General features: G+C 46.3%; 16 protein-coding genes. 1 reads left to right on the plus strand and 15 read right to left on the minus strand.

Going from position 1 to position 14,133, the window contains the following annotated elements:
• Positions 1-67 precede the first annotated feature (67 nt).
• The 13 genes from CXF86_RS04925 to fliE all read right to left on the minus strand — a co-directional run bounded on the left by CXF86_RS04925 (position 68) and on the right by fliE (position 11,186).
• The gene (locus CXF86_RS04925; protein WP_101092207.1) at positions 68-337 is read right to left on the minus strand and encodes a flagellar biosynthetic protein FliQ; all 270 of its coding nucleotides are present in this window, start codon (positions 335-337) and stop codon (positions 68-70) included.
• A gap of 96 nt (positions 338-433) precedes the next feature.
• Positions 434-1,168 carry a flagellar type III secretion system pore protein FliP gene (gene fliP / locus CXF86_RS04930; RefSeq protein WP_374702323.1) on the minus strand — a complete coding sequence of 245 codons (735 nt, stop codon included), beginning with the start codon at positions 1,166-1,168 and terminating at the stop codon, positions 434-436.
• 11 nt (positions 1,169-1,179) lie between these two features.
• Entirely contained in the window at positions 1,180-1,554 is a 375-nt protein-coding gene (fliO, locus tag CXF86_RS04935) for a flagellar biosynthetic protein FliO (protein ID WP_101092209.1), read from the minus strand.
• Between the two features lie 12 nt (positions 1,555-1,566).
• Positions 1,567-1,947: a flagellar motor switch protein FliN gene (fliN, locus tag CXF86_RS04940; protein ID WP_101092210.1), complete on the minus strand. Its 381-nt coding sequence runs from the start codon at positions 1,945-1,947 to the stop codon at positions 1,567-1,569.
• Positions 1,948-1,959: 12 nt separating this feature from the next.
• Positions 1,960-2,988 carry a flagellar motor switch protein FliM gene (fliM, locus tag CXF86_RS04945; protein WP_101092211.1) on the minus strand — a complete coding sequence of 343 codons (1,029 nt, stop codon included), beginning with the start codon at positions 2,986-2,988 and terminating at the stop codon, positions 1,960-1,962.
• Between the two features lie 53 nt (positions 2,989-3,041).
• Positions 3,042-3,551 carry a flagellar basal body-associated protein FliL gene (fliL, locus tag CXF86_RS04950; protein ID WP_102038495.1) on the minus strand — a complete coding sequence of 170 codons (510 nt, stop codon included), beginning with the start codon at positions 3,549-3,551 and terminating at the stop codon, positions 3,042-3,044.
• Positions 3,552-3,646: 95 nt separating this feature from the next.
• Positions 3,647-5,203, minus strand: a complete 1,557-nt coding sequence (locus CXF86_RS04955) for a flagellar hook-length control protein FliK (RefSeq protein ID WP_102038496.1) — start codon at positions 5,201-5,203, stop codon at positions 3,647-3,649.
• Between the two features lie 151 nt (positions 5,204-5,354).
• Positions 5,355-5,801, minus strand: a complete 447-nt coding sequence (fliJ, locus tag CXF86_RS04960) for a flagellar export protein FliJ (protein WP_102038497.1) — start codon at positions 5,799-5,801, stop codon at positions 5,355-5,357.
• Positions 5,802-5,822: 21 nt separating this feature from the next.
• Complete coding sequence (gene fliI / locus CXF86_RS04965) at positions 5,823-7,163, minus strand: flagellar protein export ATPase FliI (protein WP_102038498.1); 1,341 nt, start codon at positions 7,161-7,163, stop codon at positions 5,823-5,825.
• Positions 7,132-8,073 (minus strand): flagellar assembly protein FliH, encoded by a 942-nt coding sequence (fliH, locus tag CXF86_RS04970; protein WP_102038499.1) that lies wholly within the window; start codon positions 8,071-8,073, stop codon positions 7,132-7,134. Before fliH ends, fliI begins: the two co-directional genes overlap by 32 nt.
• On the minus strand, positions 8,073-9,128 hold the full coding sequence (gene fliG / locus CXF86_RS04975) for a flagellar motor switch protein FliG (RefSeq protein ID WP_101092217.1): 1,056 nt from the start codon (positions 9,126-9,128) through the stop codon (positions 8,073-8,075). The genes fliH and fliG overlap by 1 nt, the downstream gene beginning before the upstream one ends.
• The gene (gene fliF / locus CXF86_RS04980) at positions 9,118-10,815 is read right to left on the minus strand and encodes a flagellar basal-body MS-ring/collar protein FliF (protein ID WP_101092218.1); all 1,698 of its coding nucleotides are present in this window, start codon (positions 10,813-10,815) and stop codon (positions 9,118-9,120) included. The genes fliG and fliF overlap by 11 nt, the downstream gene beginning before the upstream one ends.
• A gap of 38 nt (positions 10,816-10,853) precedes the next feature.
• Positions 10,854-11,186, minus strand: a complete 333-nt coding sequence (fliE, locus tag CXF86_RS04985; RefSeq protein ID WP_101092219.1) for a flagellar hook-basal body complex protein FliE — start codon at positions 11,184-11,186, stop codon at positions 10,854-10,856.
• 95 nt (positions 11,187-11,281) lie between these two features.
• On the opposite strand from fliE, the gene CXF86_RS22670 reads away from it, so the two are divergent.
• Positions 11,282-11,452, plus strand: coding sequence for a hypothetical protein (locus CXF86_RS22670; RefSeq protein WP_180961015.1), 171 nt, complete (start codon positions 11,282-11,284; stop codon positions 11,450-11,452).
• A 205-nt stretch (positions 11,453-11,657) separates the two neighbouring features.
• Here CXF86_RS22670 and CXF86_RS04990 read toward each other — a convergent pair whose 3' ends face one another.
• Together CXF86_RS04990 and CXF86_RS04995 are read right to left on the minus strand one after the other, a co-directional pair.
• Positions 11,658-13,010, minus strand: a complete 1,353-nt coding sequence (locus CXF86_RS04990) for a sigma-54-dependent transcriptional regulator (protein ID WP_101092220.1) — start codon at positions 13,008-13,010, stop codon at positions 11,658-11,660.
• A gap of 4 nt (positions 13,011-13,014) precedes the next feature.
• Complete coding sequence (locus tag CXF86_RS04995) at positions 13,015-14,094, minus strand: sensor histidine kinase (RefSeq protein WP_101092221.1); 1,080 nt, start codon at positions 14,092-14,094, stop codon at positions 13,015-13,017.
• Positions 14,095-14,133 lie beyond the last annotated feature (39 nt).

A 14,133-nucleotide genomic window follows, 5' to 3' on the forward strand; every position in this document is an offset into this window, starting at 1 on the left:
AGCTACAACACTACGCCTAAATGCCTATTAAGCATCGGAATAACATGTTGTCGTATAGTAGGCATGATTAGCCTATGACCTGCGGGATCATATTCACCATCTGCAAAAAGAACTCCATCATGGTTTGCACCAGCAAATGGCCCATGAACATCAAGCCAAATAACGTCGTCAGTAGACGAGGTAAGAAACTCAATGTTTGTTCGTTAATTGAGGTCGCCGCCTGAAAAACGGCAACAACCAAACCCACAATCAATCCTGGTACAATAATCATCGATACCATGGTGACAATCACGGTAAGGGCTTCTCGAAAGATATCAATCAGGGCTTCTGGAGTCATAAGCTACCTTCAATAAACAAGCGAGAAACTATGGCTGCTAATGTTTCATGGCAGATATCTACAATATTAATGAGCGCCTCTGGGGTCATAGCCTACCTATAATCCGAAACTATTCGCTAACGTACCCATGACTAAGCTCCAGCCATCAACCAATACGAACAGCATGATTTTAAACGGCAAAGAGACAATCATCGGCGACAACATCATCATACCCATTGCCATCAAAATACTGGCCACCACCAAATCTAATACCAAGAATGGCACGAATAACATAAAACCAATTTGGAATGCGGTCTTCAGCTCACTGGTGATAAAGGCAGGAATAATCACGCTCATTGGCGCATCTTCAGGCTCGTTAATATTTTGATAACCTGATATTTCAATAAAGGTATCTAAATCAGTTAAGCGAACCTGCGCTAACATAAAGTCTTTTAACGGCCCTTTACCTGTATTGAACGCCTGATCGATTGGCATTCCCTGTTCAATATAGGGCAATACTGCTTGATCATAAATTTTATCGAACACCGGCGACATAATAAAAAATGTCATAAACATACTGATGCCGATTAGAATTTGATTCGACGGTGCCTGCTGTAGACCAATCGCTTGTCGCAAAATAGATAAGACAACAATAATACGAGTGAATGAAGTCAACATAATGACCGCTGCAGGAATAAAGCTTAACGCTGTCATCAACAGCAAAATCTGCATTGTCACCGAATATTGGGTCGAGCCATCAGCCCCTGTTGACACCGTTACGGCAGGTAAAATCCCCGTTGCAGCAAGGGCCGTCGGTGAGAGCAAAGACAGCGCCAGCCCAACAAACAACATATTCCATTTTATCATTGTGACGACTTCACTTGACGTAATCGATCCGCAAAGGAGACTTTAGGCTGCTCAACTGGCGTGGTGAGTTTATCGACCAAATTGACTTGATGAGGTGTGACGCCGAGCAGATATTGCTGGCCATCGACTTCAACTAACACTAGTTTTTCTTTTTGGCCCAGCGGCGTAACGGCGATGGTTTTTAGCACCCCTTGGTTACTAGGCACTAGATTCAGTCGCTTCACCATATAAGCTAAGGCAAAAATCAGCAATAAAACAACAATTAGGCCTCCCACCATACTGGCAAGCGTAGCAACACTTGAGGGCGCTGCCGATTTCTCTGCTGTAGCGGCAACGCTAGCAAGACTTGCTAATACCATCTGAAAACTCATTACTCATCCTTTCTATTTAAGCTTTTTAATGCGCTCAGTTTGGCTAATAACGTCGGTTAAACGAATACCAAACTTGTCATTGACCACAACCACCTCACCGTGGGCGATTAACGTACCATTGACCATGACATCCAATGGCTCGCCAGCGATACGGTCTAATTCAACCACCGAGCCTTGGTTTAACTGCAGCAAATTACGAATATTGATAAAACTGCGGCCTACTTCCATCGAAATAGTCACCGGAATGTCCATTATCGCATCGAGTTTTGACGCTTCCTCTTGACTGAAATGAGCAGCATCGCTACTAAACTCATCAAGTTCAACTGCTTGTGCTTCTTCAATTGCTTGCTCAGCCATTGCTGCAGCCCAATCATCACCTGTATCTGTACTCATCGACGTATCACCTTATATCTCAGAACGTTCGCGTGGCTTACCTTTATGCGTAACCAACTGCAACTCTGTCTTAGCCGTTTCCGGTCTAGGAATTTTTTCGCAAATCTTTAATGCAAGATTCTCTTTTGTTTTCCCCATCTTACAACGATAAGTGGGAAGGTCTTCAACTTTTAAAACAATATATTCAGGCAGTTCAACGGGAATAACATCGCCCGCTTTGAACTCAAGCACTTCACGCAGGGTCAGTTGATGTTCCACCACGGTGGCATCAATACCCACATCTACGTCCATGATCTCATCTCGTAGCGCCTGAGACCAACGCATGTCCGTATCTTGAGTATCACTTTGCACGCCCGCATCGAGTAACTCGCGGATAGGCTCAATCATGGAATACGGCATGGTGATATGAAAATCTCCGCCGCCGCCATCCACTTCGATATGGAATGAACTCACCACCACTACCTCCGTCGGGCTGACGATGTTCGCCATAGCGGGGTTAACTTCAGAGTCGAGATAATCAAACTCAACATCCATTACTGGCGCCCACGCTTCTTTATAATCTTCAAAAATGATTTTTAGCAGCAATTGAACAATACGGCGCTCAGTTGGGGTAAATTCTCGACCTTCAATTTTGGCGTGGAATCGTCCATCACCTCCAAAAAAGTTATCGACCAAGATAAACACCAATCTCGCTTCCATGGTGATCAACGCCGTGCCTTTTAATGGACTAAAGCGCACCATGTTTAAACTGGTCGGTACAAACAGGGTATGGACGTACTCACCAAACTTGAGCATTTGCACACCATTGATCGACACTTCCGCCGCTCGGCGCATCATGTTAAACATGCTAATGCGCAAGTGGCGAGCAAAGCGCTCGTTAACAATCTCAAGCGTTGGCATTCGGCCACGTACAATACGGTCTTGCGAAGAGAAATCATAAGAACGTGCATCAAGCTCATCGTCCTGAATCATGTCCTCTTCAACGTCATCTACACCGTGTAGTAGCGCATCAATTTCGTCTTGGCTTAATAAATCACTCACGATATTGCCTTTGCCTATATAAAAACGTTTGGTTTACAAAAAGCCGTGCAAACTTACTGCATCACAAAGCCGGTAAATAATACTTTTTCAACCACTTTACGACCAATAATGGGCTGCAAGGTGTTTTGCACATTGAGCAGGGCTAACAAACGCATCTCATCTTTGCCAGCTTGGGTACTGAGTTTTTGCACATCCGCACCACTAAATGTGGTCAGTAGTGCATCTTCAATCAGTGGAATGTGCTTTTTAATCAATACATCATCGTCCTTGCCGCGCACCATCAACTGCACTTTGATTTCAACAAGTCGCGTGCGGCCGTTGCCTGGCAAGTTAAATAAGAACGGTCGTGGCATAGCAGCGTAAAAGGCTTCTCCCTGATTTGCAGTCTCTGCTGCGGTAGGTTGACCCTCCGAGCTCTGTTCAGCATCACCGCTCAATAACATCCATAGCGTCACCGCTATAACAATGAAAAGTGCTACAGCAATACCGCCAAACAAGATTAACTTTTTCTTACTTTTGGGCTCGTCATTAACCTCGAGCTCTAATGATTGTTCTTCTGCCATCTGCTTTCCCTAACTCGAGCATTTATGCCCTTACTTTACAGGTTCAAAGACAACCTATAAAACCAAAATTATAATGTGCGCTATAGGGTACCTGCTTATGCATAATAATCTATACCTGATGCGGCACTAGAAGCTAGATTTGTGCCAACAACTCGATCTTCTGCTGAAATTTCGTCCATTTCAGAGTGACTTTGGCCTTGGCTGTCTCTATCCCCCTGGAAAGCTTGTTCATTGCCACCGTTATCTTGAGACACCTGACCATCGGTCAATTGCATACCTTGTTCAGCCAGCATTTCACGTAATCTTGGCATTGCTTGCTCAATTAAATCACGTGTTTGATGTTGTGAGACTTGAAACTGTACTTGGGTAGTATCGCCTTGCACCTGAATGCGTACAATCATGCTGCCAAGCTCCGCCGGATCTAAGCGAATTTCAGCGTGTTGAACACCTTGACTCACCATGGTGATTAATTGCTGCTTCATTACCGGCGAAAATCGCTGGATCATCTCCTGCATCTGTGTGGCTTGGTCCGCATGCTGTTTAAGTGAAAGTTGTATTTGTTGCGGCTCAGCACGGGTTAAACTTTGCTGTATTTGTAAATTATGTGCCTGTAAGCCTGCAGCAGTTTTAATCTCTTCAGTCGATAACGTTGCACTGCCACTGGCGAGATTGGCCTCTAGCCCCATCTGAATGGGCGTTAACCTAACGGAAAGCTCGGCGCCTTTTAACTGCTCTGTCGCGGCAGTCATATTGTTAGCATCGCCCAGCGCAGATTTAGCGCTCACCCCTTTTTCTATCTCAGCTCGTTGCGTTCCGCCCTGCTCTGTAGCTGCTTGCATCGCCGCTTCTTTGCCTAAAATATCTCGACTATCGGCTTTACTCGTTGGGCTTGTCAGTTCATTGCCCGTTTGAACGGCATTGGCGAATTTTGCTCCATCAACACCGCCATTCAGCGCTGCTGACGTTGGAGCTGTTGATCCGTCGTTGACCGCTTGTGCTCTCGCGGCATCAGTTGACGTTGCTGCCAGAGAAGGAGCTGTAATGGCATATTGAGTTAAAAGCTCACCATCAGCACCCAGTATTTGACTCTGTGCTAATAAATCGTTGAGATCTTGTGCTGGCATATTGCGAAGTGCAGCTTCAGAAATACCACTTTGAAAGCTTAACGCTTGCAATATTTCATCAGACATTTCATCAGACATCTCATCGGGCAAGTCAGTGCTCGTAGCGGCAGATAAATCCCCCTCTTTAACGCCCTTTTCTTGCGCTATTTGCATATCATCGACTAACGGCAAGGTTTCGCCGTCGGCGGCAATCATCGATTGACTCTCTGCATCGCTGGGGAAGTTATTGGCAAGATTAATTTGTGCTAGCACTTGGCTAACGTCATCACTCACCTCAGCGTCTTCTGCCTTACCCTTTGAGGCTGCTACCGTAATGTTTTCAGTGGTAGCATTTGTTGATGGAGTGTCAGTGTTACTTTGCTCATTTTTGTGCTTTGTATTTGACGCAGGATCCGTTTGACTGGCTTTTTCTAAGGCTGCTGAGAAATTGTCGCCATCGGCATTAAGTTCAGGCTGACTGTTAGGGCTCACCTTTTTTGCGGCAGCTGCATCAGCGCTACTGAGTAATATATTGGTCATCTGCTGCATAACTTCTCCGTCAGCGTTGCCTTAACAAGCACAAAATGTTTATCTTATTTTGTTATGAGTCTGGTATTAGGCGTCAAAATATCGGCTTGATATATGGCTTTCATTACCATACTTAGCAAGTATAATGCCAACAAAAGTGACAGAGGAAAAACTATCGGCGGGATTTTCGGTAAAACTGTTGCGATGCAAACTCGTCTACCATTTTTTGTTCTCTACGTTGCTCTGCAAGTTGTGCTGCATCGGCTTTTTTAGCCAGCAATAACTCTACCGCCTTACGTTTTTGTTGTTTCTCTTGCCAATAGCTTTGACGGTGTTGTTGTTGAGTGAGCGCTTCTTGCACCGTGTTAACTTGCTGCACAATGGCATTATCAATTTGGCGCACAAACTGGTGGAACTGATGGTAGTAGCTCGCGCTAATCTGTTTTCCTTGCTGCTGCTCCATCTGCTTCATGTAATCTAAACGATAGTCCTGCAGCGCCTTTAATTGCGTTTGCCTACGCTGCAGCTCTAACTGCGCGGTACGCAGTTGTAGTGATGCTTGCTCTTCCGCATCTTTAGTGAGCTTAAGTACGGTAAGAAGTGGATCGACTTTAGCCATTTTAGTATTTACTCATCAGCGCTAGACATGACATTGCGCACCGAGTTGGCTCAACATTAGCTCACTGCTTTCGAAGGTAATGCTATCTTTCATGGTTTGTCGCAAAAATGCATTCATCGCCGGTTGCAAGCGGATGGCATTATCGATTCGAGGGTCGCTTCCCTGAGTGTAAGCCCCAATTGAAATCAGATCTTTATTCTGTTGATAAAGCGAATACACCTGCTTAACACGGCGCATAGCTTCTAAATGCGCGGTGCTAATCACCATAGGCGCAACACGGCTAATTGACGCTTCAATATCAATAGCAGGATAATGCCCTGAATCCGCAAGCGAACGTGACAACACAATATGGCCATCAAGAATGGCGCGCGATGCATCGGCGATAGGATCTTGCAGATCATCGCCTTCGGTAAGCACGGTGTAAAATGCCGTTATCGAGCCTTGCTTGCCACCGCCGTTGCCGGCGCGTTCAACAAGTTTGGGGAGTTTAGCAAATACTGAAGGCGGATATCCTTTCGTCGCCGGGGGTTCACCCACCGCTAACGCGATCTCTCGCTGCGCTTGAGCATAACGGGTTAGGCTATCCATCAGTAACAGCACGCTATAACCCATATCACGAAAATACTCGGCAATTCGAGTCGATGTTTCACAAGCACGAAGTCGCATCAGGGGCGAAGTATCAGCAGGCGCTGCCACCACGACTGAGCGGGCACGTCCTTCTGGCCCCAAGATCTCTTCGATGAACTCTTTGACTTCTCGGCCACGCTCACCCACTAACCCCACCACAATAATGTCAGCGTTAGTGCCTCGCGTCATCATGCCTAACAGCACACTTTTACCCACACCTGAACCTGCAAACAAGCCCATTCGTTGGCCTTTGCCGACGGTCAACATCGAGTTGATCGCGCGAACACCAACATCGAGTGGCTCACTTATCGCACGCCTTGCTAGTGGATTGATTGCGGTTGTATGTGTAGGGGCTTTTTGATCGGTTTGTAGATTGCCTAAACCATCTATTGGTACGCCACTGCCATCGAGCACTCGCCCTAACAATGCCAAACCCACACTCAGGCCAGATTGCTGACCCAATGGCGTCACTTTAGCACCAGGCAACACACCGTTGAGTTCTTCAATTGGCATCAGGTAAAGTAAATCATCGTCAAAACCAATCACTTCAGCGACTAAATCACCGGTCATGGTTTCGATGGAGCAAAGACTGCCAACCGAAGCCCTACAACCCGTTGCTTCGAGCGTCAAACCCACCACTCGCACGAGTTGCCCGCTGGCTTCTGCTACAAAAGGGTTAACTTTTTTGTGGTGCTGCGCCAGTTTACTGCGCAGTCGGTGTTGGCGTGTTGGCATGTTCACCTTCGGTTACTGGAGGCTGATCTTGTGAGGGCTGTACCGTCGCAGTGGCGACTTCTGCAGCCGCTGCGGTTTGACTGCTCTGGCGCTGGTTAAGTAACGCCTCTTCTTGTTGCTCTTTGCGCTGCAACAGATCTTGTTGGCTTTTCTCTAGTTCAAAAAACACATGCTGAATACGCGTATCCACGGTCATATCAATGTGGCTACGGACACTGTTGATGATGCAATCACCTGCCGATAAACTGGGGTCGGCTTCAATGTCCCATCGGTTGCGTTCCAATTGCGCAGCAGTGTATAAATCGGTGACTAAAGATTCATCGTCTGGTGACAATCTAATATTCACTTTCTGCTCTTTGATCGGCAGTGAGTCAACGCCTTGACGCAGCGCGCTCAAGATATGCTCAGGATGCGTTTTAAGCTCATGACCGATCACTGCTTTAGCCAAGCTCATTGATGTCGACAACAGCTCTTTTTCAATTTCGGTATCTAATATACTCAGCGGTTGTTCAAATTGGGTCAGTAACGCTTCGAATCTTTGTAGTATCTCAGCAGATGCCTGCAGACCCGCTTCATAACCTTGCTCTTGTCCCTGCTTAAAACCTTCAGTATGGCCTTGCTCCAGTCCCTCTAAGCGGCCCTTTTCAAGCCCTTCGGCATGGCCATTGTCTTGACCCTGTACAAAGCCTTCTTGCTCGGCGTGAGCACGGATATCTTCAATTTCGGTCAGCGTTGGCGGTAAAATCGCTTCAATTTCGGTCTCATTGTCTACGTCAACATGCAAGCCATGTCGACCAAACATATTCAGCGATGAGCTATCAATCTCTTCTGTAATATCGGGAAGGTCCCAATGACCAAACTCATCAGTGGTATTGACGGTTACCCCTTTGGGCTCTTTAGGATCAGCCATTATAAGAACTCTTCACCACTGCCGCCACCGAGCATCAACTCACCACTTTCACTCAGACGTCGTGCAATTGATAAAATCTCTTTTTGAGCAACTTCCACTTCACTAATTCGAATTGGACCCATCGCCTCTAAATCATCACGCAGCAGTTCAGCGGCACGTTTAGACATGTTACTCAGTAACTTCTCTTTGAGTTGATCATCTGTGCCTTTTAGCGCCTTCATCAACACATCTTGCTGCACTTCTCTAAGCAATACCTGAATGCCCATATCGTCCACATCGCTAAGGTTTTCAAAGACAAACATTAAGTCTTGGATCTGCTGTGCCATCTCTTCATCAGACTCGCGCATGGTTTCCATCAAGTGACTTTCAACGCCAGTATCGAGGTAGTTCATAATGTTAGCAGCCGCTTTCAGGCCACCCATCTTGGCGGCTTGTGCGCCACCTTGGCCAGCAAACTGTTTCTCCATAATATCGTTAAGCTCTTGCAGCGCGGCAGGTTGCACCTCTTCGAGGTTGGCAATACGCATCATTAAGTCTAAACGAGTATTTTCTGGGAACTGGGCAAAAATTTCTGCCGCTTGGTCGGGCTCAAGATAAGACAACACAATCGTTTGAATTTGTGGGTGCTCATTTTGGATAATGGTCGCGACTTGACGCGCGTCCATCCACTTAAGTGAATCGAGACCTTTAGCCCCACTGCCCATAATAATCTGTTCGATAAGATTGCCGGCTTTATCTTCGCCAAGCGCAGCAGTAAGCGCCTTACGTACAAACTCTTCACTGTTAAAACCGATAGAGGAGTACTTTTGGATGTCATCCAAGAATAGCTTATGCACGCCAATGACTTTCTCTTGTCCAAAATCTTGCATGGCTGCCATTGCCATACCCACCTTTTGTACCTGCTTAGGCTCAAGGTGTTTCAAAATAGAAGCTGCATCACTTTCACTTAGGCTCAGGAGCAATATGGCCGTTTTTTCAACACCCGTTAAATCTTGAGCTTTAAAACCTGCAGCAGGCGCAACGGTTTTGCCCTCTACACCAATATTATTTGTCATCTTCTAATAACCAATTTTTCACGACTTGAGTCGATAGTTCAGGTTCATTCGCGACAATGGCGCGGATGGCTTTAATCATGTCATCATCTTTATGCAGATCGGGGATTAAAATCGACCCATCATCGGCATAACTGTATTCAGCTTCGGGTCGCTCGAGCATGCCTAATGTGTCTGCGGCATACTGATCTTCAATCTCAGCAAGCTCATCACCCACCTTTGGCTCGTCAAGCATTTTGGCGCTATCAGGGTAAACAATACGTTTAAGCATCGGGCTGATAACAAACACCACAATAACCAGCGCAACTAAAGTACCCAAGCCCAACTTCACTCCACGCCAGAACCAAGGTTGTTCCCAAACTTCAACTGCTGGAGCATCTTCAATGAGTTGGTCCATAAACGGTACGGTAACCACTTCAATCATGTCGCCACGTTGAGTATTAAACCCTACAGCACCTTCAAGCAAGCGACGAATGTTAGCCAATTCTTGCTCGGTGCGTGGCACTCTGGTCACACTGCCGTCTTCGGCAACTGGGGCGTTTTTAAAATCAACGGCAACCGACACACTCACACGTCTTAACGTGCCTACTTGTTGGCGAGTATGGCTAATCGTTTCATTGAGTTCATAGTTTCTGGTGGCTTCTTTATGGTTGCTACCAGATCTAACCGAGGTCGATTCGCTAGCAACTTCTTGTGGGATATCCGCGTTCATTGGCGGTTGGTTAGACAGCGCCCCTGGAATACCGCCACTGGTGTTACCATTTGAATTATTTTCCACCACCATTTCACTGCGCAGTGCGGGTAAATCGGGGTTGTAGCGCTTAGCGGTTTGTTCTACGGCGGTAAAGTCCATGCTAACGTCCACTTGAGAAGTAAAGTTCTCAGGCCCCAAGATTGGCATCAAAATAGACTCAACCTTGTTACGATACTCAGACTCTTTTTGCTGAACAATTTCGAGCTCGCGGCGCGCAATAGCCGATACGCCATCTTGACTGCCGGAATTAAGCAAGCGACCGTTTGCGTCTGTCACAGTGACTTTATTCGGTTCTAAGTTGTGTACCGCTGACGCCACAATATCGACAATTGAGTCGACCTCTTCTTGGCCAAGGCCGCCACGTCGGGTACTCACTACCACTGTCGCACTCGGCTTTGAGCGATTGCGAGCAAATACGTTTTCTTTTGGTAAGGCTAAGATAACTTTAGCGCGGCTAACACTTTTTAACTCTTCGATGGTTCTTGCAAGGTTTTGTTCTTGGCTATGTTTAAGGCGGGCTTGTTCCATTCGCTGGCTCACGCCAAACCCACTGTCTTTACTTAAATAGTCGTCATTTGTAGCGGCTTGATCTAAACCTGCGCGGCTTAGCATCATCTTCACATCTTGATATTTGTCTTCTGGGATCTTAACCACATCACCTTGGATCTGGTATGGGATTTTATTCTTATCAAGTTCATCGAGTACTTGTACCATCTCCTGGGTATTCATTTGCCCCAAAGGACGATATTCAGGCTCTTGCGCCCAAATCATCACAAAAACAGCCAATGCCAAACAGATCGCTAATGCCAAGATCATGGTCACTTGGCGTAACATATCGATATTACCAATAGAGCCCATCACACCAGATTTATGTTCCTCTTGAACGCCACCTGATTGTCCACTGGTTGCGACATTTGAACCTGTTCCTACGACCATTTCTGTACTCACAATTGCTACCTGCTGTTAGTTTAGGCCTAAACAGGCATACTCATAATGTCTTTATAAGCTTGTACCAGCTTATTTCTTACTTGCACTGTTGCCTCAAAAGCAACGCTAGATTTCTCACGCGCAATCACGGTATCAGATAATGTCACTGTGGTGTCGCCCATATCAAGGCGAGTGGCCAAATTACCTGCATTCGATTGAAGTTCGCTCACATTTCCAACAGCTTGAGAAAGAAGTTGCCCAAAATCAGCGCCAGAAGTGTTATTCACTTGGCGAGCAATACCTGTTTGGATCCCAGGTGAGCCAATTTGGCCGTTAAGTGACTGCATCTCTTGCAGTAAAGAATTAGCGCCGATTTGCATTACTATCTCCCAATGTCGTTTTCTTGACGAAAAACTTATATTGAACTAGATAAAGCAGTAATCGTGCCAGAATTTAAATTAACGGTGAAAAACGGATGGAGCTAAGACGGGACAAGCAAAGACGGACGCTTCGCTTACGGGAAAAGCAGGAAAAGCAGGAAAAGCAGGAAAAGCAGGAAAAGCAGGAAAAGCTTAAAACAAAAAGCAGCCAAGATTCAAACGAAATACCTCTAGGTATCCAACAAAGTTCTTCCATCTCTGCTTAAATCGTTTTGGCACTACCCGACTTAAAATCGGCTCTTAACCGATTCTCATCGTCTCAGCTCGAACCATCTCAGCACTACCCGACTTTAAATCGGCTCTTAACCGATTTTCATCGTCTCAGCTTGTATCGTCTCAGCCCTATCCGGCTTCTATCCGGCTCTTAACCAGCTCTTAACCGATTCTCACCGTCTCTGTTTGAACCCGCTATTAAGCCGGTATTTGAATCCCGGAGTCGCGCATTTTGGCCATTTTATAACGTAAAGTTCGAGCACTGATCCCCAGTTTTTCGGCGACGGCTTTACGACTGCCATTACACTGAGTCAAGGTTTCTAGAATTATCACATGTTCCTGTGCTTTAAGTTCAGTCCCTAAACCGTCAAGCTCAGTGGGCTTTTCCTCTTCGACAGGAAATGACTCTGCGTTAAGTGAAATATCGCAATTATCGATAATAATATCAGCGAGGGTTATTTCGTTAGAAATATTTAAAATCAGCGCACGTTGTACCACATTGTCGAGTTCGCGCACATTGCCAGGCCAACGATGAGTTAACAACCTCCGCGACGCACATTCAGCCAATACCGGTACTTCGGTTTTATTCATCGCTAAAGAGTGACGATTAATAAGGTGTCTTGCTAAGGGTAAAATATCCGCGGGACGTTGATTTAGCGCTGGCCAAGTTAACGGAAAGACATTGATCCGATAATAAAGATCTTCTCTAAACTCTCCCGATGCCGCCAACGCTTTTAAATCACGGTTTGAGGTCGCCAATACTCGTACGTCTAGCTTAATGGTCTTACGGCCACCGAGTCGCTCCACTTCACGCTCTTGCAGCACTCGCAGTAACTTAGCTTGCAAGCCCACTTCCATCTCTGATATTTCATCAAGCAGTAGCGTGCCGCCTTGTGCTTGCTCAAATTTACCTGGGCAGGCTTGATAAGCCCCCGTAAACGCACCTTTTTCATAGCCAAAAAGCGTTGCTTCAAGCATGTTCTCAGGAATTGCGGCGCAGTTTATCGCGACAAAAGCCCCTGTAGAGCGATTGCTGTGCTGATGAATATAACGCGCCAAGACCTCTTTACCACTGCCACTTGGGCCCATGATCATCACTGATGCATCTGATGCTGCCACTCGCTGAGCCAGAGATAGCAGGGCTAAACTCTTTTCGTCTGCGACAACGGGTGTGCCCTCTGTCGATTTAGCGGGCAGGTATCTTGATACTTGGTTAAGCAACACTTCGGGTGAAAAAGGTTTAGCCAGATAATCGACGGCGCCTAACTTCATCGCATTGACCGCGTTATCAATCGTTGCGTAAGCCGTCATCAATAACATGGGCACTTTAGGGTGATTATGCTGCAGGTAATTAAGCAAGCCTAAGCCGCCAATCCCCTCCATTTGCACATCGCTTATCACCATATCAAATGAGTCACTTTTTAATGCCAAAATGCCAGCTTCAGCCGATTCAACATCGACGCATTCATATTGCGCTAGCATCAGCGTGTCTAATAAGGCTTCTCGTAATGAAGCATCATCTTCAACTAACAGTAATTTACCTTCAGACATGCGCTTAAGCTCCTACGACTGATTCAGTGATATTGGCTTTAGCCACTAAAGGGAATTTAAGCGAGGCGGTACAGCCTTCACCAACATGACAACTCAACTGCATCATGCCACCATGATTATTCACCACTGATTGCACCACTGCCAACCCAAGCCCCGTGCCTTGTGGCTTAGTGGTAAAGAAGGGTTCAAGCACTTGTTGCTGCATATCGGCATCTAACCCTTTACCGTTATCGATCACATCAACATGCAGTGCTGTGGCCGTATCGTAGGCCTTTATCTCTATCTTGGTCGCGCCAGCTTCAATGCTGTTCACCACCAGATTATTTATCGCAGAACTTAACGCTGAGTCATTTGCGCGAATGCCCTGTGTCGAATGATTGATAAAATCCAGCTGGCAGCCTTTTTGCGCCGAGATCGGTTGGCAGTTATTCAATACGCTATCAATCACCTCTTCAATAGAGACAATCACGTCCAGCTCCTGCTTGCGGCCTTTTGCCATTAGCAGCATATCGTTAACTTGGTGCTCTAACTCGTTGAGTCTATCGACCAGCTTTCCCTGAAAGCGCTTTCTTGCGGTATCGGAAATTTTAGGGTTGGCAAGATTAGAGGCATACAACAAGGCGGCACTCAATGGCGTACGCACTTGGTGTGCCAGTGTAGCCACCATTTTGCCTAATGCTGACAACCTTTGTAGATGTGACAAATTCTTTTGCAATAAACGTGTTTCAGTCAAATCAGTTAACACGATAAGCTGACCTGGTTCTGGCGTTAATGGCGTAATTGCCAGTTTAACGCGGCGCCCATTACGCAGTGACACTTCATGACCATCATCATCTTTAGGTGAGAAAGCCTGATTGATCACTTTAAACCAGCGTAGCCCTTCTAATGGACCGCCAAGCAACTCAATGGCTACCGGATTTGCGTCTGTCACAATACCATCACCATTGATGATCACTACGCCAGATGGCATCGCCTGCAGAATATGATCCATACGATTGGACATATTTGCGGCTTGCTGAACGTCGACCTGTTGTGGACGATAGCTTGTTAGTGCATCAAATTGTGGCTGAGGGACTGCGGACATTATGACTCCGTCAAAAAAACTGCATTTGATGGGGTGAAG

Origin of the sequence: Shewanella sp. GutCb (genome assembly GCF_002836135.1) — a bacterium.
In the GTDB taxonomy this organism is placed as follows: Bacteria; Pseudomonadota; Gammaproteobacteria; order Enterobacterales; family Shewanellaceae; genus Shewanella.

Excerpts from the sequence above, each read along its gene's own strand:
- CXF86_RS04925 (WP_101092207.1), bottom strand. The coding sequence starts at position 337 with ATGACTCCAGAAGCCCTGATTGATATCTTTCGAGAAGCCCTTACCGTG.
- fliP (WP_374702323.1), bottom strand. The coding sequence starts at position 1,168 with ATGTTGTTTGTTGGGCTGGCGCTGTCTTTGCTCTCACCGACGGCCCTT.
- fliO (WP_101092209.1), bottom strand. The coding sequence starts at position 1,554 with ATGAGTTTTCAGATGGTATTAGCAAGTCTTGCTAGCGTTGCCGCTACA.
- fliN (WP_101092210.1), bottom strand. The coding sequence starts at position 1,947 with ATGAGTACAGATACAGGTGATGATTGGGCTGCAGCAATGGCTGAGCAA.
- fliL (WP_102038495.1), bottom strand. The coding sequence starts at position 3,551 with ATGGCAGAAGAACAATCATTAGAGCTCGAGGTTAATGACGAGCCCAAA.
- CXF86_RS04955 (WP_102038496.1), bottom strand. The coding sequence starts at position 5,203 with ATGCAGCAGATGACCAATATATTACTCAGTAGCGCTGATGCAGCTGCC.
- fliJ (WP_102038497.1), bottom strand. The coding sequence starts at position 5,801 with ATGGCTAAAGTCGATCCACTTCTTACCGTACTTAAGCTCACTAAAGAT.
- fliI (WP_102038498.1), bottom strand. The coding sequence starts at position 7,163 with ATGCCAACACGCCAACACCGACTGCGCAGTAAACTGGCGCAGCACCAC.
- fliH (WP_102038499.1), bottom strand. The coding sequence starts at position 8,073 with ATGGCTGATCCTAAAGAGCCCAAAGGGGTAACCGTCAATACCACTGAT.
- fliG (WP_101092217.1), bottom strand. The coding sequence starts at position 9,128 with ATGACAAATAATATTGGTGTAGAGGGCAAAACCGTTGCGCCTGCTGCA.
- fliF (WP_101092218.1), bottom strand. The coding sequence starts at position 10,815 with ATGGTCGTAGGAACAGGTTCAAATGTCGCAACCAGTGGACAATCAGGT.
- fliE (WP_101092219.1), bottom strand. The coding sequence starts at position 11,186 with ATGCAAATCGGCGCTAATTCTTTACTGCAAGAGATGCAGTCACTTAAC.
- CXF86_RS22670 (WP_180961015.1), top strand. The coding sequence starts at position 11,282 with ATGGAGCTAAGACGGGACAAGCAAAGACGGACGCTTCGCTTACGGGAA.
- CXF86_RS04990 (WP_101092220.1), bottom strand. The coding sequence starts at position 13,010 with ATGTCTGAAGGTAAATTACTGTTAGTTGAAGATGATGCTTCATTACGA.
- CXF86_RS04995 (WP_101092221.1), bottom strand. The coding sequence starts at position 14,094 with ATGTCCGCAGTCCCTCAGCCACAATTTGATGCACTAACAAGCTATCGT.